12 protein-coding genes are annotated in these 17,864 nt (G+C 54.3%); 4 read left to right on the top strand and 8 right to left on the bottom strand.

What is annotated here, in order from left to right; translation table 11 throughout:
• Positions 1-11: 11 nt before the first annotated feature.
• From AC27KL_RS20680 to AC27KL_RS20670, 3 genes are all read right to left on the bottom strand, one after another.
• Positions 12-896 carry a CPBP family intramembrane glutamic endopeptidase gene (locus AC27KL_RS20680; RefSeq protein ID WP_487170872.1) on the bottom strand — a complete coding sequence of 295 codons (885 nt, stop codon included), beginning with the start codon at positions 894-896 and terminating at the stop codon, positions 12-14.
• Positions 897-978: 82 nt separating this feature from the next.
• The gene (locus AC27KL_RS20675) at positions 979-1,623 is read right to left on the bottom strand and encodes a response regulator transcription factor (protein WP_487170871.1); all 645 of its coding nucleotides are present in this window, start codon (positions 1,621-1,623) and stop codon (positions 979-981) included.
• Positions 1,610-2,785, bottom strand: a complete 1,176-nt coding sequence (locus AC27KL_RS20670) for a sensor histidine kinase (RefSeq protein WP_487170870.1) — start codon at positions 2,783-2,785, stop codon at positions 1,610-1,612. The genes AC27KL_RS20675 and AC27KL_RS20670 overlap by 14 nt, the downstream gene beginning before the upstream one ends.
• A 247-nt stretch (positions 2,786-3,032) precedes the next feature.
• Here AC27KL_RS20670 and AC27KL_RS20665 point away from each other — a divergent pair, with 247 nt between their 5' ends.
• Together AC27KL_RS20665 and AC27KL_RS20660 are read left to right on the top strand one after the other, a co-directional pair.
• Complete coding sequence (locus AC27KL_RS20665; protein ID WP_487170869.1) at positions 3,033-3,464, top strand: nuclear transport factor 2-like protein; 432 nt, start codon at positions 3,033-3,035, stop codon at positions 3,462-3,464.
• Positions 3,465-3,638: 174 nt separating this feature from the next.
• Positions 3,639-4,145, top strand: a complete 507-nt coding sequence (locus tag AC27KL_RS20660; protein ID WP_487170868.1) for a GNAT family N-acetyltransferase — start codon at positions 3,639-3,641, stop codon at positions 4,143-4,145.
• 99 nt (positions 4,146-4,244) lie between these two features.
• On the opposite strand, the gene AC27KL_RS20655 is transcribed toward AC27KL_RS20660, so the two are convergent.
• A complete protein-coding gene (locus AC27KL_RS20655) occupies positions 4,245-4,982 on the bottom strand; it encodes a GTP pyrophosphokinase (protein WP_487170867.1) in 738 nt (245 codons plus the stop codon).
• 385 nt (positions 4,983-5,367) lie between these two features.
• On the opposite strand from AC27KL_RS20655, the gene AC27KL_RS20650 reads away from it, so the two are divergent.
• Both AC27KL_RS20650 and minD read left to right on the top strand, forming a co-directional pair.
• Positions 5,368-11,484, top strand: a complete 6,117-nt coding sequence (locus AC27KL_RS20650) for a phosphodiester glycosidase family protein (protein ID WP_487170866.1) — start codon at positions 5,368-5,370, stop codon at positions 11,482-11,484.
• Positions 11,485-11,818: 334 nt separating this feature from the next.
• Positions 11,819-12,625 (top strand): septum site-determining protein MinD, encoded by an 807-nt coding sequence (gene minD, locus AC27KL_RS20645; protein WP_487170865.1) that lies wholly within the window; start codon positions 11,819-11,821, stop codon positions 12,623-12,625.
• Between the two features lie 667 nt (positions 12,626-13,292).
• Here minD and AC27KL_RS20640 read toward each other — a convergent pair.
• The 4 genes from AC27KL_RS20640 to AC27KL_RS20625 form a co-directional block, all read right to left on the bottom strand.
• Complete coding sequence (locus tag AC27KL_RS20640) at positions 13,293-14,318, bottom strand: glycoside hydrolase family 88/105 protein (RefSeq protein WP_487170864.1); 1,026 nt, start codon at positions 14,316-14,318, stop codon at positions 13,293-13,295.
• 77 nt (positions 14,319-14,395) lie between these two features.
• Positions 14,396-15,229: a carbohydrate ABC transporter permease gene (locus AC27KL_RS20635; protein WP_487170968.1), complete on the bottom strand. Its 834-nt coding sequence runs from the start codon at positions 15,227-15,229 to the stop codon at positions 14,396-14,398.
• A gap of 10 nt (positions 15,230-15,239) precedes the next feature.
• Complete coding sequence (locus AC27KL_RS20630; protein WP_339323610.1) at positions 15,240-16,163, bottom strand: carbohydrate ABC transporter permease; 924 nt, start codon at positions 16,161-16,163, stop codon at positions 15,240-15,242.
• A gap of 193 nt (positions 16,164-16,356) precedes the next feature.
• Positions 16,357-17,712 (bottom strand): ABC transporter substrate-binding protein, encoded by a 1,356-nt coding sequence (locus tag AC27KL_RS20625; RefSeq protein WP_487170863.1) that lies wholly within the window; start codon positions 17,710-17,712, stop codon positions 16,357-16,359.
• Positions 17,713-17,864 lie beyond the last annotated feature (152 nt).

The raw sequence follows: 17,864 nt of genomic DNA, 5'->3' as shown, positions 1-17,864 counted from the left end.
TGCCGTTTATTTTAATGCTGAGGCTCGCCGGCGTCGCCCCTACGCTTCCTTGCACTCGCAATAAGCATCGGAATGGAGAACAGAAGACTGCCTGCAACCGGAACAATAGAGCCCTCAAGTCCAAAATCGCCCCCTGTGACAAGTGCGGCACCGTTCACTTTTACAGTAAAGAGACCGGCAGCGGCGTGCCCGGAAACCGGAATGCCAAGCAAGCCTTCCATGGCATTCCAAGCAAAATGCAGTCCCATGCTAAACCATAAGTTCCGCCGCCACAAGAAGGCGGCTCCGAGCAGCACGCCTGCTTCCAGGAAGATGGCGAACGCGCTCCAAACGGTTGCCCCTGTATTTCCAAGATGGGCAACGCCGAAGAATAGAGAGGTCACGGCAAGCGCGAGCGGTCTTCCCCCCAATTGATCAATGGCTTGAAACATAAGCCCGCGAAAGATAAGCTCCTCAACAATGGCTGCTCCTAACGCTGCTACAATGGTGGATATTAGAACAGAAATCATATTCCCGGAACCTGCCCACTGAAAGGAGTACCCTCCCAGAGCCATAATAATCAAAGCGGACCCTGTGATAAAAATCGTCCCGGTCAATACGCCCAGAATAGCTTCCATCCCTGCGCGCTGTCCGGATATCTCCGGAGTGGACCGCCGGGCCAGGAACGTCAGCGTGAGCTTATAAACCAGGAGGGCCAGAGCGCCCATCACCAGCGTAAGAATAAGGGAAACCGTCCCCTCGACTTGCGCCGTCAGCTGCCTGAATAACGTATCGATGAGAATGATGCCGCCGGCCCCCGCAATCATCCAGACGACGGGGAAACGCCAAAATGAACTCCAAGCACTTAACTTCCGGCCGCGCTGCCGCTGCTCTTTTCCGGACATTTTTTTCTTCATGCCTTTTATCGCCTCTTTTGTGGTTTGATGCTATGAGTATAGGCTGAAAAAGTCATAAAGAGGCAGTGCGCTTTAGTCACAATTAATGATCCATGATTCCTGAATCCCGGGCTTTACGGGCAGCCTCACGCCTGCCTTTTACATGCAGCTTCGAATAAATCGTTGAGATGTAATTTTTAACCGTCCCTTCGCTAAGATACAACAACTCGGCAATTTCCTGGTTACGCAGGCCTGCAGCCAGCTTTTGCAGCACTTCGATTTCACGGGCGGTGAGGCCGAATTCATTATTTTTCGCTAGGGGGGGATTGTTCATGTTCTTGATCAGTTTACCCGCCATTTCCTGCGAAATTAATGTTCCTCCCGCCTGAACCACCCGGATGCCTGCAGCCAGGTCTTTGGGATGAATGGCTTTGAGCAGATAACCTTCCGCCCCATGGGTTAACGCCGCTAACACATATTCCACTTCTTTATAGGAGGTCAGCATGATGATTTTGGTTGCGGGCATTCGCTCTTTAATCAGGGCCGTTGCGGCGACGCCGTCCATGACCGGCATGTTGACATCCATCAACACCATATCCGGCTTAAACTGCTCGCAGCCCTTTACGGCTTCTTCTCCATTTCTGGCTAAACCGACGATTTCCAAATCCTCTTCCATGGACAGCACGATATGTAAGCTCTCGAGAATCAACTCTTGATCGTCGGCAAGCAGCACTTTAATCTTCGCCATGCGGCATCGCTCCTTTAAGCGGAATTTCGCATCGGACTTCGGTGATCGCTGGAGTTCCCTCCCCGGATGATAGGCGCAGGCTGCCTCCCAACCGCTCAACCCGTTGTTTCATCGTGGTCAGGCCGAAGCCGTAATTGAGTTTATCGATTGGCTTGCCGTTATTGCGAACGGACAATTGCAGATGGTTCCCGGAAAAACCAAGCTCCAGATGCAGTTGAGTTGCTTTTCCATGTTTGAGCGCATTCGTAAAAGATTCCTGGATGACCCGAAGGATCGTTTGCCGTACTTCAAAACGTATGGACCGCTCTGTCCCCGGCAGACTCAAAGTCAGGGCCACACCCGTGTGCTCCCGGAAACGGGCCGCAAGGGATTCGACCTGCCGGACCAGGCTGGATTCCTCTTCTTCCCCCATCTCATGTACGATGTTTCTCATATCGTCCAGATTTTGCTCAGCCAATGCCCTTAAGCGGATTAACCGTTCTTTGGCCTCGGCAGGCTTGTTATCCAATAGGGCGATAGAAGCGTCCAGGCTCAGAATGAGCGAGATAAAAGAATGCCCCAGCGTATCATGAAGCTCCTTGGACATGCGGTTGCGCTCTTCAAGCAAAGTCATGTTCTCGATCTCGGCCGTGTAGTGGGTTAACAGCTTATTTTGCTGCTCCACTTCGGCTGCCAGTTTATTTTTCTGATCATACGCATTGGCCACCACGCTTGCCCACATCCCGATGAAGCAGAACAGCAGGTTGTCTGTGCCGATGCCCAGGGTTTGTTCCCAAGACAATCCTAAGTAAGACTGGAAGGAAAAAGGAACGACAGCAAGCAAGGGGATGATCCAGAATGTCTGCTTCGTTAATAAGTACCCTATGGCAAGACTCGGCAGCAAATAGTCCGCTTTGGAGGTCAGTTCCGGATGGAGGACGGAATTCACATAATAAGAACCGCCGAGCAACAGCTCCAGAACGCAAAACCAGGCTTTGTTCATCCGGCGCCCGGGAAACCAGAACAGCAGAGGAACGACAAGGGCTATGCTCAACCAGGTTGCGTTAAGCAACGTCCAACCTGAAAACTCGCTTCCTGCCAGAACCCGGGACAACAGCAACATGTAATGGTATAAACGAAGAGCGAATATGCCCCAATCCATGAAGGATAATATTTTTTTCATAGCATCATCATACAGGAAATTGAAAAACTTGGGTGAGAAAAAACAGCAGGTTTCTGTTAAGTTCATGAGATGGGCCCATTGACAAACAGGGAAGAACCCTCTTAATACAACGGTGTAAAATCAGCTTGACGAAATGCCGAAACGATTTTTCATAAAGCCATGGTTGTTGCTGTTTCATATTTGCATTAGCTCTATGGCTTGTATAATATGATGGTCAAAGATACTTTGAATGAGGGGGATCGGGAGTATGTCAGGGGACAACAGCCGAAACGAACAGGTGAAAATTATTTGTGCCGAAGATTGCGGGAACGCACCCAAAAAGGAATTTCTTAGAGCGTTTAATGTTGCCTGCGTTTCCAACGATATCGGCTTTATCATGGAAAAGATCATTGACGATATCCAATGGAATTTGATCGGCAGCAACGTATTGCAAGGTAAAGATGAAGTCCTCGGCATGCTTGAAAAACTGATCAGCAAAAAGCCCACGGAGTTAGTGATCAGCAATATCATTACGCACGGATATACCGGTTCTTTAAACGGCATCCTGAACCTCGAAGGCCATACCAGCTACGCCTTCTGTCATGTTTATCGTTTCAACAGCAGTCTAAACAAAACAAAAATCAAGGAAATCACCTCTTATATCGTAGACATTTCAAAAACAACAAACGCGCACAGCTGAATAGGGTGAAAGCGGTAGAGCGGCCACGGCGCAACATACTCCGGAAGGAGGGGGCCATGGCCTTGATAAGCCGGTCCCTGACAGGATGTTGGCCTGCCGATATCGAAATAGTACGATGCCGGGCATGAACGTTTATGCCGTGGAACTTTGGTGTAGGAGGCATGGTACGACTTTATGAAACTTGAAACCGACAGGTTAATCCTGCAGACGCTCGATCTGGACCTCATGGATGCGGCAGCCGAGCGCGATGCGCGGGCCATTGAAGCGTTAGGGTACAAAACCAACGGCGAATGGCCCGGACAAGACTTCTACGATGCGCTGCCGTTTTTTCGGGAGCTGCTGGTCAAAAATAACGGCACTCGCGGATTCGATTCGTGGATCATCGCAACGAAGGCGGAGCGGGAAATCGTGGGCGGGATCGGCTTTTTGGGCGAACCGGATGAAAACGGCATGATCGAGATCGGTTTTGCGACCAACGAAAGCCAGCAGCGGAAGGGCTACTGCTTCGAAGCCGCATCGGGTTTGCTGGCATGGGCGACAAGCCAGGACGGGGTCAAAAAAGTGACCGCCAGATGCGAGCCGGGGAACCGCGCGTCCCGAAAGGTGCTCGAAAAGCTGGGATTCGGCATCGACCGCGAGGACGACGAGTTCCTCTACTGGACGTATCGCGGGAGCAACTAAAGGGCGCAGCACAGCAGTACAAAATAAAACAAGAAAAACCGGACCCATCCAGGACCGGTTTTTTTGCTTTTTCGGCGACATGCCTCTATTTTCAAATGTTCATGATGGGGGCGAAATGATGCTCAACAATTTTTCAGGGATTTTAAACTGCTCGTTATCGATCAACAGCTGAAAATCCCCTTTGCCGTCCGCTTGGTTGGACCGTTTGATATCCTCCATCTCATGGTGAAGCTGCTCCATCGTCGTGTCCAGCTCATAGGCGGTGTCCGCGGCTTTTTTCAGATCGTCGACTAATCGCTGCGGCACGGATTCGTAGTATTTGTAGAAAATTTTATGTTCCAGGCTTGCCCAGAAGTCCATGGCGATGGTGCGGATTTGGATCTCGACGCAGACGGATTCCTCGTGATCGGACATGAACACCGGGACTTCGACGATCATATGGAGGCTTTTGTAGCCGTTTGGTTTCGGGTTTTTGATATAGTCCTTGACGGAAAGGGTCTTCAGATCGTTTTGGCTCTGCAGCATGTCGCTGATTCGGTAAATGTCCGAAATGAAAGAACAGGTAATCCGAATGCCCGCGATATCCCGGATCGTTTTCTTGATTTCCTCGAGGGAGCTTGCCCCGCCTTTGCGCATCAGCTTTTTCAAAATGCTTTCCGGCGACTTCAAGCGGGATTTGGTATGTTCGATCGGATTGTAATCGTGGAGCATTTGGAATTCTTCCTGCAAAATTTTGATTTTCGTTTCGACTTCCTGCAAGGCAAACTTATATGTCATCATAAAACGTTTCAGCTCTTTTTGGATGACCCTCATTTGTTCGATCGGATTGTCTGACATGGAATGACTCCTTCTGTACATAGTTTCACATATTCATAGTATGAAGCTTTTTGGAGAAGTCTGTCAAATGATGGATGGGCGGTTAAGGGCAAGATCCGGCGTTCAGCGAAATCGGGCAATCGATGACCGGAAATGTTGAATTTCGGAAAAAGGTGACGCCAAGCCGCAAAGGGCATAGCCCCTTGTCCCTAGGAAAAAAGTTCCTTAAATTCTATGAAATTAAATTTTATAGTAAAGTCAGCTAGATTTAGATTAATTTCAAAATAATATTTTACAATGCGTTTACGAAAGGACGGGAGGAGGCTTAACAAGGGGCCGCTATACTTTTCTGAAATGGTTCTACGCAAGACTCGAATGCTGGCGGAAGAATGGGAGGAAAGATAGGATGATGAGGAAAAGGACGAAAAAGATTTGGTCCTCGCTGCTGAGCGGCACGCTGATGCTGTCGATGCTGCTTCCGGCGCAGCAGGCGCGGGCGGAGGTCGCGGGGGCGGCGGCGTTCGGAACCGTAATCGATGAAAGGCAGGCCGAGATCGGGCCGGGCGCGACCTATACGTGGAGGGATATGAAGCTGGATCGCGGGCTGGAAAAGCTCCATATGGTCGAGTTTGATCCGAAAAGTGCCGCGCTTACCCTGGAGCCGGGCCTGACGGACGGCAAGGTCTACGGCATGCAGGGCGTCAGCAAGATGGCCGGCGACGCGGACAAGCCGGGAAACCGGGTCATCGCGGGGATTAACGGGGATTTTTACGATATGTCCAGTGGCGTTCCGCTGGGGATGTTTATGGGCGGCGGCAACTTGCTGGTCAGCCCCCCGAAGGACTGGTACGCTTTCGGATTAAAGGCGGACGGCACGACGTTGTACGGCCCAAGCCCCAGCCTGGCCAAAACGTTGACGATCGGCGGCAAAACGGCGGAACTGAGCGCGATCAACCGGACCCGCGGCAACAACGATCTGGTGCTGTATACCCCGGATTTCCACGCGTCCACGATGACCAACGATTTGGGGGATGAGGTCGTTCTTGGCGTGCTGAAGGGCGAAGTCAAAAGCGGGCAGACGCTGCAGCTGAAAGTGGAGAGCATCCACGGGAACAAAGGGAATACGCCGATCGCGGACGGCAAAGTCGTCTTGTCCGCTTCGGGCACGCAGCGGGATATCCTCGCCGGGCTCCAAGTCGGGGACGAGGTCAGCGTCAGCTTGCAGCTGAGCGGCGCATGGAGCGACGTTATGATGGCGATCGGCGGTTCGGCGCTGCTCGTCAAAGACGGGCAGGTTCAGCCGAATTCCGATCCGGCGGCCCATCCCCGCACGGCGGTCGGGACGAAAGCGGACGGCTCGGTCGTGCTGCTCGAAATCGACGGGCGCCAGCCGGGATTCAGCGAAGGCGTGACGCTGGCCGAACTTGCGCAGATCATGAAGGACATGGGCGTCGTCAACGCGCTGAACCTCGATGGCGGAGGGTCTTCCACCTTCATTGCGCGGATGCCGGGCGAAACCCAGCGGAAGCTGCTGAATTCCCCTTCGGACGGAGGGGAGCGCAAGACGGCAAACGGGATATTGCTCGTAAACAAAGCGCCGGAAGGAACGGCGGACAAGCTTGTCGTTCAGCCGCAGCTGCAGCGCGTGCTTGCAGGGTCGTCGGCTTCCTTCAAAGCGGCGGCGGTGGATGCGAACCTGCATCCGGCGGCTTTTAACGGTTCCCTGCAATGGAGCGTGAACCCGCAGATCGGCACGGTTGACGACCAAGGCGTGTTTACGGCCGGACCGGGAGCCGGCATGGCGGATATTGCCGTGACTTCGGGCGCGCTGCGCGGAGAAGCGAAAGTGGAGGTCGTGGATACGCTGACCGAGCTTTCTTTCGGGGATGCAGTGAAAAGCTTCGCGCCGGGCAAGTCGGAAAAGCTCAAGGTGACGGCGCTGCGCAACGGCCAGGTCATTCAGGCCGATAACAGCGAGCTGAAATGGCGCGTGGAAGGGCCGATCGGATCGATCGACGCAAACGGCGTCTTTACGGCGACGGACCAAACGGAACAAAGCGGCAAAATTATTGTCGGCTATAAAGGGGTTGAGGCATCGGTGGACGTAAACATCGGATTGCCGCCGGTCATATTGGAGGATTTCGAAAACGGATTGGATGCTTACCAGCCGTCGGCCGGGGCCCAGTTCAAAACGTCCAAGGTCAGCATCGAAACGAATGAGGACCTGGTGCGGTTCGGCACGGGTTCGCTGAAGCTGGAATATGACTTTACCGGCATGCCGGGCACGTCGGGCGCTTACCTGCAAACGAAAAACGCCCCGATCGCGATTCCGGGGTATCCGGAGAAAATCAGCATGTGGGTGTACGGGGACGGCAAAGCCCACTGGCTGCGCGCGCAGCTGCGCGACGGCAAAGGAGCGATCCCGCTCGATTTGACTCCTCAAGACACCGGGGTGAACTGGGTAGGCTGGAAGTACGTCGAAGCCGATGTACCTAAGGGCAGAACGCTGCCGCTGACGATGGACATGCCCGTGCGTTACATGGAGACTTCGGGAGCGAAAAAGGACGCCGGCGTCATCTACGTGGACCAAATCCGCGCATTGTATGGCCCGGCGGAAGACGATCTGGAGCCTCCGGTGCTCCGAAACTTCTCCCCGGCCGAGGGCGAAACGGTTCGTACGAACCAGCCGGTCATCAAGGTGTACGCCGAGGATGCCGGATACGATCCGGCGCAGCATCCCGGAACGACCTTGATCGATCCCGATTCGATCCGTTTCGACGTGGACGGGGTCCGGGTGCAGCATACGCTGTATCCGCCGGAAGGGCGAATTTATTACACGCCGGCCACGCCGCTTGCGGACGGGGTTCATCAGGCGCGGGTGACGGTAAAGGACCGGTCCGGCAACCGGACGACCGAAGCATGGACGTTCAACGTGGATACCGGCGCTTCCAAGATCGCCTATGACACGCCAAAAAAGGTTTATACCGGAAATACGTATTCGGTCGACTTGAAAGGCGTCAAAGCATCGGAACTGAAGGACGCGCAAATCAAGCTTGCTTTTGATCCCGCGAAAGTGGAAAATCTGCGGTTCGTCCCGGGGCATAAGCTGGATGCTTCCCAGGCTCAGGCAGACATCGACGGCAAAACGGGCACGGTCGTGCTGACGATGAGCAGGCTGAACGAAGCCGCGTTGACCGACCAGGATTTGATCGGACAAATTCAATACGACGTCAAAAAGGATGCGACGGGCGAGCATGTCATTCGTTTCGAGTCGGGCAGCGTTTCGTTCGTCGGCACGGGCGACGTGAAATACACCTTCTTTGGGCTGCCGCTGTCCTCCGCGATCCAAAGCGGCCTGACGTTATCCTGGAACGAGGACGGAAACATTCAAGGATACGAGACGGTGTTCCAGGTGAAAGAGGAGTCCGGGGCTCCCGTGGAAGGGGCGCAAATTTTGGCCAATGAAGCGGCCATCGGCATGACCGACGCGCAGGGGCAGCTGAAAACCAAATCCCTGACGTCGAACGTGCAGACATACAAGGTACAGGCGGCTAAAGGCGGCATGTACAGTCCGGTGGCCGAATTCAAGGTGTCCCCGTTATCCGGAACGGAAACGCCGTACAACATCAACGTCAGCATGGGCGCGGACCCGGCCTCCTCCAGAGGGTTCACCTGGCATACCCATCCCGGCACGGAGCCGACCGTCGTGGAAGTTGCCAAGTGGTCGGAGTTTAGCGGATTCGATCAGGCCAACGTCAAAAAAGCAAACGGCACCAGTTACTTGTATCAAACGCTGGACCTCGGAACCGTGCGCGTGCATAAAGCGACCGTCGACGGACTGGAACCGGGAACGGCATACGTGTATCGCGTAGGGGATGGTCAAGGCCGTTACAGCGAGCAAGGGACGTTCAAAACCGCCGAAGCTTCCGGGGACCATACGAGTTTTCTGTATTTTGCCGATTCCCAGGCAGGCGACCTGAAAGGGTTCCATCTGTGGGGGAACACGGTTAAAAAAGCGCTTGAAAGTACGCCAAACGCCGAATTTATGGTCCATGTCGGGGATATGGTCGACAAAGGCTTCAACGAGCAGGAATGGAAATGGTGGTTCAGCGAAGCGCAGGAGGCGTTCCTGAACACGACGCTCGTTGCAGCGATCGGCAACCATGAGGTGATGGGTACGAAGGAAAACAACGATTTCCTGGCCCATTTCAATCAGCCGGGGAACGGACTGGACAGCTTGAAGGGAAGCCATTTCGCCTTTGATTACAAAAACATCCACTTTGTGGTGCTGAACAGCGAATATCAGTATGAAGAGCAGCAGAAATGGCTCGAAAAGGATTTGTCCGCGACGACGAAACCGTGGAAAATCGCGATTTTCCACCGCGGCCCGTACGGCAGCATCTACGATACGGCCGACATCCGCCAGTTGTGGGCGCCGGTTCTTGAAAAGCACGGGGTCGATCTCGTCCTGAACGGCCATGATCATATTTATTTGCGGACGCACCCGATGCTGGACAACCAAATCGTCGGCGACGGCCAAGGCACGACGTACGTCGTTGCCGGATCGACGGGGCCGAAGTTTTATTCGCTGACGAAGCGGGATTGGCAGCGCGTGACGGACGATGAAGCGACGCAAATGTACGCCTCGGTCGAAGTCGACGGAGATCAGCTCAAGTTCGTGACGAAAACGGTAGGAGGGCGCATAGTCGATCAGTTCACGTTGTCCAAACACATGACGGCTCCGGAAAGCGTGGAAATCAAGGAGCAGGACGTTAAGCTCGCCGTCGGCGAAACGCGCCAGCTTACGGCGGAGGTGAAGCCGGAGCAGGCGACGGATAAACGCGTGACTTGGTCCGTGTACAGCTCCGACCCTGCGGATCCAGAGGTGGTCAGCGTGTCGGCCGAAGGACTGGTAACTGCCCGGGGGCTGGGCACGGCGGTCGTCAGAGCAACAAGCGCCGTCGACCCGAACTTGTACGGAGAGACGACGATTACCGTGGACCGGGTTCCTGATGGCAAGATGGAATCATTGCATTTGAAAGGAAAAGGCAGCCTGAAAGTCGGCGAAACCGACCAGACCGTCACGGAAGCGGTCTATCAGGACGGGACCCGCATTCCGCTGTTGGAAGGCGTCATTTATGACAGCAGCAGCAAGGACGTCGCATCCGTCGATGAACGGGGGCTGGTCACCGCTTTGGCGGAAGGAACCGCCGTTATTTCGGCAACCTACGAGGCGTTCCAAGCAGAATATGTGTTGAACGTTCAAGCACCGGGCAATCCGGGTGGAGATAACGGCAATGGGGGAGGAAATCCTGGCGGAACTAACGGCAATGAGGGCAGCGGCCATAGCGGAGGCAGCGGTAAGCCTGCTCCGGTGACGCCTCCGAAAAATGAAGGAACGTGGAGCGTATCGGAAAGCGAGCTGTCCGCGCTTGCCAAAGGCGACGTTTCCTTCAAAACGGATCTACCGTCCGCGGAATTGGTTGTGCCCGGCAGTGCGGCTTCGATGCTGCAAAACAAGCCGGTACACATTCAGGTCGGCCAGGTCTCGTTGACGATTCCGGCGGCCGTGTTCCAGGCTGTAAGCGAACGGGTCCCTGAAGGACAGCGTGCGGGAAGCCGAATCCGATTCAGCGTGAACCCGATTGGCAGCAGCGAACAAGCGCAGCGGATTGGGGCAGCCGGACATGAAGCGGGGGCTTCGCTCCGTGCGGGCAGCGATTTCCTGAAGTTCAGCCTAAGCATCACGGCACAGGACGGCAAAGTATATTCGCTGACCGACTTGAAGCAGCCGATCATGCTGACGCTGCCGATCTCGACGGACGTCAATGCGAAGCTGTCCGGAATCTACGGCCTGACCGGAACGGGCACGCCGGATTATGTCGGGGGCTCGCTTTCCGGCGGCAAGCTGACCTCCGAAATCTTCGATCTTGAGCCTGCCTATGGCGTGTTGGAATACCGCAAAAACTTTGCGGATACGGAACATCACTGGGCTGCGGAGGTCATTCGGGAGCTGGCGGCGAAACATCTGATCGAAGGGATCGACGCCAGCCGGTTTGCGCCGAACCAGCCGGTGACCCGCGCGGAAATGGCCGCCATGCTGGTACGCATGCTGAATCTGAAGGGCGGCGGCACGACGCCGTTTGCAGACGTGGCAGCGGACCAATGGTATGCGGATGCCGTATCGGCGGCGGCGCAGGCCGGGATCGTGCAGGGCGTAAGCGAAAACAGCTTCGCGCCGAACGCTTTGATCAAACGCCAGGAAGCGGCAGCCATGATCGCCCGCGCGTATAAGCTGGCGGGTGGCGCACCCGGATCCGGCGATACTGCCGGCAAGGCCGCGTTTACCGACGTCGCCTCTTCGCCGGCCTGGGTACAGGAAGCGGTGCAGGCCGCGTACGCTTCGGGGCTGATGCAAGGACAATCGCCGCAGCGCTTCCATCCGACGGGGGCGGCGACGCGGGCGGAAAGCGCCCAAATGATCTATAATTTGATGAGCAAATTGACGCAAGCCAAGCCATAATGGCAAGCAGCATAAGCGGCAGAACCCGGTTCGGGTTTCTGCCGTTTTTTTATGACCCCAAAAAAAAGATGAGTTTCGGAGCTGACCCCTGCCTTCAGGTTTTGGCAAATAGGATTTTTTAAATAGCCCGTGTAGAAATGGCGGGTTTTTGCGTTGTTTTCTCCCTGTTCTCTGCTGCAATGCGATAGACACTGATAAAAATGTAAAAAAACAGCAGTTTTTTGTAGAGTTTTTGTATATTTCTCTATGTTAAAGTAAGTAGGTTATGGCCATCCTAGTGCGATGGTTATAAATGTTACAGCACGTATTTTGGTCAGAAGGATGTGTTGCTTCAATGGCAAGAGTCATTTGTATTACTTCGGGTAAGGGCGGGGTAGGCAAAACGACGGTCACCGCCAATTTAGGGACATCCCTTGCTTGCTTGGGACAAAAGGTCTGTTTGATCGATGCGGACTTCGGCCTCCGGAATTTGGACATTCCGCTCGGGCTGAGCAGCAGATTGAATTATGATATTTCCGATTTTATGGCGGGCAGATGCGGCCTGCATCAAGTAACCATCCAAGACAAGCGCCTGTCCAACCTATCGTTCATCTCCTGCAGCGGGAGTGCCGACCATGGCGAGGACCCGGGGTTGTTTCGGGATGTGGTTCATTTTATCGCCCAAGACTATGATTATGTGTTGATCGATTCCCCGGCAGGGATCGAAAACGGGTTCCGCAATGCCGTATACGCCGCCGACGAGGCGATTATCGTCACGACGCCGAACCGGACGGCGATTCAGGACGCGGACCGCATCATCGGGTTGATGAGCGATATGATCGATGCTCCCCCGCAGCTTATCGTCAACATGGCGGATGATCCGGCCGAACAGACCATAAAGCTTGAAGACATCATGAATATTCTCAATATCGGTTTAATTGGAGTCATACATATGGACATGGATATTATGCGTTCGGTAGCCAAAGGGATTCCCATCGCGCTGGATCCCGAGCTGGAGAGCGGAAGACGCTTCCGCCATATTGCCCATAATGTCGTACAAAACGAGCAGGAGTATGTATTCGCGGAAAAACCCAAAAAGAAACGCAATCGCCTATTTTCTTTTTCCAAAGGACTGCGGTGGGGACAGAGCAACTCGGTTTAAAAGGGAAAACGGGAGAATGCAAGCGTTCATGATTTAAAAATGGTACATGGATTCATTATTCATGGGAGGTTTTGGAGGATTTTTGTCGAAATCTCAAAGTGAAAAAATGGGAAAATGAATTGGTGCGAACTGGTAGTGAACATGAATTTCCAGGGGGTTCGCACCTGAAAAGTCATGATGATTTTACACATATGGAAATAAATTCAATCTATTGTTAGAGAATGAAGAGTAATAAACCGTTTTTTCGGGCCTTTTGTTTGAAAAAACGGAGTCGCACCCTGTGTGGGTGCGTGGATTGAAATAAAGTCAAAAGCATTTACAAGTATTTAAGCAAGAGAGTCGCACCCTATGGTGGGTGCGTGGATTGAAATATGCACACGTCAGTAACCAGTCCGCATCCGGTTTCCGTCGCACCCTACACGGGTGCATGGATTATGCCCTACCGACTGGGGCAATGCTAAGCCCTGGTCAGGCATCCTTAAGCTTTACCTTTGGTGCGCAAAAAAAGCTTCGAAACAAGCGAGAACCACCGTTAAGCAGGTTGTAGGCCTAAACGGTGGTTTTTCGCTTGATCAGCCGATATTATCGCGCCGTGGCATCCACAGTCATTAACGTCCCGGGCCATTACCGTTGCAGCGGTGAGGCCCTTCTTCATGCCAACCTCCCCTCAGTACGGATTATTTTTAAGCAGCTCCGACAAAAACGCCAGCGTTAGCCCCTGTCCCCAGCCTTGAATCCGCTTGTCGGGCACGCCTTTGTATCCGGCGGCGTCTTTCATGACGGCGGTGCCGGCGGACACGCCGGTGACGGTGCCGTCGCTTGTAATTTTGGACAGGATGCCGTCGATTGCTTTTTGCGTGTATTTGTTGTAAATCCGGCCTTTGGTCAAAACCGCGGCGGCGATCCCGGCGGAGCCGGATGTTTCGAGCGGGGAATCCGGATCGTTCACGATCGTGTGCCACAGCCCCGATTCGTCCTGCAGCCGGACGAGGCTGCTGAGCTGGTCGCGCAGCGAACCTTCGATGACCATGAAGGACGGGTGCGTCACCGGCACCAGCTCCAGCGCCCGGGCCATCGTCAAGGCCGCCCACGCGTTGCCGCGCGCCCAGAATACGCCGGACATATGGTTGCCCGCGATGTTGTCCCATCCGTGGTAGTACAGATTCGTGGCCGGGTCCTGCAGCACGTTTTCATGGCCGTGGTATTGCTTCAGGCCGTCCTCGAAATAGTCGTCCCGCTGCAGTGCCGCCCCGATCCGGAGCAGGAAATAACCGGCCATAAACATCGTGTCGACCCACGCCTGCTCGGGGAAATTGTACGTCTCCGAGTTGACCGTGTGCTGAAAAATCCCGTCGCCGAAGCGGACGGCTTCATGCGTCAAATAGTCGGCCATCTCCTGCGCCGTTTTGATGTACCGGTCATCGTCGTACACCTCGTACAAAGTGAGCAGCGAATGCCCGATGGAGACGCCGTTCACCGACAGCTTGGGCAATCCGTCCTCCATGTTTTCATCGACCCAGGCTTTCAGCGGCTCGAGGTATTCGATTTTGCCCGTTGCCTGATAAGCTTCGCAGACGCCGTAAAAGGCGACGCCCCCCGGCCAGTCCCAGCTGAAATCCATCCGGAACGTGCGGTCGACCACGCGGTCGATCGTTTCAAGAATCTGTTTTTCGTCAAATACGAGTGCTGGCATATGGTTCGTGCCCCTTTCGAGAATGTTTTGTGCTTGGAGAATACATTCGTGATTCCATTCGGCGCCCCCCGGCCGGATCAGCCTTTCAGCCCGGTTGTGCTGATGCCTTCGACGATGTATTTTTGGAAAATGAAGAAGACGACGACGACCGGCAGCAGCGACAGCGTCGCCATGGCGAACATGCCGCCCCAGTTGTTCAGGGATTCGCCGTCCAGGAACAGCTTAAGCGCGAGCGACACCGGATATTTGTCCGGGCTGTTCAAATAAATGAGCGGGTTGATGAAATCGTCCCAGCGCCAGTAAAAGGAGAAAATCGAGCTTGTGATAAGCGCCGGACCGATCAGCGGTAGGACCACCCGGTAAAACACGCCGTATTTGCTGCAGCCGTCGATTTTGGCCGCTTCGTCGAGCTCCTTCGGGATCGTCCGGATAAACTGCATGATCAGGAAGATAAAAAACGGCGTCCCGAAAAAATGCGGGATGATCAGCGGCTTGAACGAAGACAGCCATCCGAACTTGGCGAACATAACGTATTGCGGCACGATGACGACGTCATGGGGCAGCATCATGGTGGCCATCATGCAGGCGAACCAGAATTTTTGCCCGAAAAACTTTGTTCTGGCGAGCCCGAAGGCGACGAGGGCGGAAGAAGCCACCGCGCCGATGGTCGAAATGACGACGATGATAAAAGAATTTTTGAAAAAGGTCGCAAACGTCGTGCCGCCGAACCCCTGGAAGCCGGTCGCATAGTTGGAAAATTCGAGGCGGCTGGGAATGAGGCTGTAGGACGTCGCAAAAATTTCGTCGTTCGGCTTCAGGGAGCTGGCCACCAGCCACAGGATCGGGTAGATCATCAGCAGGGCGAACACCGTGACCAGCACGTGGTAGAGGATGCGTTTCGGTTTCGACATGGCCATGGGGTTAATCTCCCTTCGTCTCGTAATGAACCCAGCGGGTCGATGATTTGAAGATCAGCAGCGTCAGCGCGCCGACGATGAGCAGCATGATCCAGGCCAGCGCCGAGGCGTACCCCATCTCGAAATGCGAAAACGCCTTGCGGTACAAATAAAGCGAATACAGCAGCGTCTGATCCAGCGGACCGCCTTCCCCGCGGGAAATGATGTACGCCGGCGTAAACGTCATAAACGCGGAGATCGTCTGTAGCGTCAGGTTGAACAGGATGATCGGGCTCAGCATCGGGAGCGTGATGTGGAAGAAGCGGCGGACCCCGTTAGCCCCGTCGACGCTCGCAGCTTCGTAATAGTCTTTCGGGATGTTTTTTAGCCCCGCCAAAAAAATGATCATCGACGAGCCGAACTGCCAGGTGGATAACGCGATCAGCGTCCACAGCGCGGTGCTGGGGCTGCCGATCCACGAGGTCGAGGAAGGGATGCCGATCAGCGTCAGGAAGGAGTTGACCAGCCCCTGGTCTCCGAAAATTTGCTGCCACATGATCGACACCGCCACGCTGCCTCCGATGAGAGAGGGCAGGTAAAAGGCGGAGCGGTACAGCCCGACGGCCCGGGTGGCCGTGTTCAGCACCATCGCCACGAACAAGGCGAAAATGAGGCGCAGCGGCACGCTGCCCAGGACGTACGTAAACGTGACTTGAAACGATTTGGCGACTTTTTCGTCGTCCATGAACATCCGTTTGTAGTTGTCGAAGCCGAGCCATCTCGGCGCCTCCATCAGGTTATAATCCGTGAAGGAGTAATACAGCGAGGACAACACCGGATACAGCGTAAAGATCAGAAAGCCAAGCACGAACGGGGCCGTAAAAACATAACCGGTGATGTGCTCGTTATCCCGCAGCTTTTTCATAACGTCAACTCCTAGGCTCAACATGGTTCAGGATTTAGCGAAAATCCTTGGTATATCTCGATTATAGAAACGGGCGGCGGATGGAGTAATGGATAAAACCGGGCTCTTTGTTCAAAAAGCAGAGGTGTGGAATCACGGAAAATGCATGTCTTTCGCACAACAAAAGAGAGCCCGGCAACCGCTACCGGTTTTCGGCTCTCTTTGACAGGTTACTGGGTTATTTCTGGCTTCGGGCCAAAATGGCGTTTGCTTCTTTGCGGAATTCGGCGGCCGCCTCGTCGATCGCGATTTTCTTGAACAGAATCTTTTCGCTCAGATCGCGCAGCAGCTTTTCGATTTCCACTGCTCCGATCGGATTCGGAGGATCCATCGGGCTGCTGTTGGATTCGACCCAAGTGACGTAATCGAAAATTTTGGCTTCGTTTTCCGTCAAATTCGGTTTCAGCGCTTCTTTCACCTTGGAGGAGACCGGTACGCCGCGTTCGCCTTTGATGAGCTGGTTCGCCTCGATGTCGTTGATGAAAAAGCTGATGAATTTCGCCGCTTCTTCCTTCTGTTTGGACGTCTCCGCGATGGAGAAATACATGGATGGCTTCAGGAACAGGCCTTCTTTCGTTCCTGGGCCCGGCATCGGATTCAGCTCCAGCGGACGGTCCTTCACCAGATTGGCGACGGCCAGGAACTGGTTGGACCAGCCGGTGCCGGAGACGGAGTGGCCGAGCAGGATTTCGTCCTCTTCGGCGACGCCTTTTTTCTGGGCTTCTTTATCCAGGGACAAAATATAGCCGTTGTCGTACCATTTTTGGTAGCGGGTGAAATAATCGATAAACGGTTTGTCGTCGGCGTATCCGAGCGTTTTGCCGTCCTCGCTGTACATTTTTTGGCCGATCGTTCTCAGGTAATAAGGGAAAAAGACGTCGTGGCGGAACGCAAAGCCGCCGATTAGCAGCCCTTTGGCTTTCGCTTGGGCGCCCATCTTGTCCATATCGTCCCATGTCCATTCTTTGGACGGGATATCGATGCCGTTTTTCTTCATCGTTTCCACGTCGAACGTCGTTTGCAGCGCATTGACCCCGAGGTTCATGGCTACGAGCTTGCCGCCCACTTCCCCGCCTTTCAGCGCGTTTTCGCTCACGTCTTTGACGTCCAGCACGCCGCTGTCCGTAAAAGGCTTCAGATCCGCCAACTGGTTGCGCCCGGCATATTGGCTCAAATACGAGATGTCCATCTGGATGATGTCGGGCAGGCCGCCGGCTACCGCCTGAGGCGCGAGCTTTTTCCAGTAATCGTCGAACGGCGCGTATTCCGGCTCGATCGTGACGTTCGGATGTTTTTCCTCGTACATTTTGATGACCTTCAGGGTGTAATCGTGCCGGGACTGGCCGCCCCACCAAGCGATGCGGAGCTTGACCGGCTCTTTGCTATCTCCGCCTTTATCGCCGGAAGCTTCCTGGTTCGCAGGTTTCGGCGTCGACGCCGTGCCGCCCGATTTATCCGCCGTTCCTCCTCCCGAACAACCGATGAGGCTGGCCATCAAGGAAAACAGCAATACGGCAGTGAACGTTTTTCTCATCGTATTTCCTCCCCTTATCGTGAACCGTTTCCTAAACTGATTGTGCTTACAAGTTCATTATCGATATTTGCCTCCTTCGGGGTAAGGAAAAAAACCGACCTGTTTGTTTAAAAAGCAGAGGTGTGGCACGGCGGGGGCTCCACGGTTTTCTG

The sequence above is a fragment of the Paenibacillus sp. YAE3 genome, from assembly GCF_057546105.1.
The sequence above is the reverse complement of the archived record's forward strand: the minus strand, read 5'-3'. Positions and strand labels throughout refer to the sequence as shown.

What these genes read in the sequence shown, in the direction of transcription:
- AC27KL_RS20680 (WP_487170872.1), bottom strand. Translation starts at nt 896, where the DNA reads ATGAAGAAAAAAATGTCCGGAAAAGAGCAGCGGCAGCGCGGCCGGAAG.
- AC27KL_RS20675 (WP_487170871.1), bottom strand. Translation starts at nt 1,623, where the DNA reads ATGGCGAAGATTAAAGTGCTGCTTGCCGACGATCAAGAGTTGATTCTC.
- AC27KL_RS20670 (WP_487170870.1), bottom strand. Translation starts at nt 2,785, where the DNA reads ATGAAAAAAATATTATCCTTCATGGATTGGGGCATATTCGCTCTTCGT.
- AC27KL_RS20665 (WP_487170869.1), top strand. Translation starts at nt 3,033, where the DNA reads ATGTCAGGGGACAACAGCCGAAACGAACAGGTGAAAATTATTTGTGCC.
- AC27KL_RS20660 (WP_487170868.1), top strand. Translation starts at nt 3,639, where the DNA reads ATGAAACTTGAAACCGACAGGTTAATCCTGCAGACGCTCGATCTGGAC.
- AC27KL_RS20655 (WP_487170867.1), bottom strand. Translation starts at nt 4,982, where the DNA reads ATGTCAGACAATCCGATCGAACAAATGAGGGTCATCCAAAAAGAGCTG.
- AC27KL_RS20650 (WP_487170866.1), top strand. Translation starts at nt 5,368, where the DNA reads ATGATGAGGAAAAGGACGAAAAAGATTTGGTCCTCGCTGCTGAGCGGC.
- minD (WP_487170865.1), top strand. Translation starts at nt 11,819, where the DNA reads ATGGCAAGAGTCATTTGTATTACTTCGGGTAAGGGCGGGGTAGGCAAA.
- AC27KL_RS20640 (WP_487170864.1), bottom strand. Translation starts at nt 14,318, where the DNA reads ATGCCAGCACTCGTATTTGACGAAAAACAGATTCTTGAAACGATCGAC.
- AC27KL_RS20635 (WP_487170968.1), bottom strand. Translation starts at nt 15,229, where the DNA reads ATGTCGAAACCGAAACGCATCCTCTACCACGTGCTGGTCACGGTGTTC.
- AC27KL_RS20630 (WP_339323610.1), bottom strand. Translation starts at nt 16,163, where the DNA reads ATGTTGAGCCTAGGAGTTGACGTTATGAAAAAGCTGCGGGATAACGAG.
- AC27KL_RS20625 (WP_487170863.1), bottom strand. Translation starts at nt 17,712, where the DNA reads ATGAGAAAAACGTTCACTGCCGTATTGCTGTTTTCCTTGATGGCCAGC.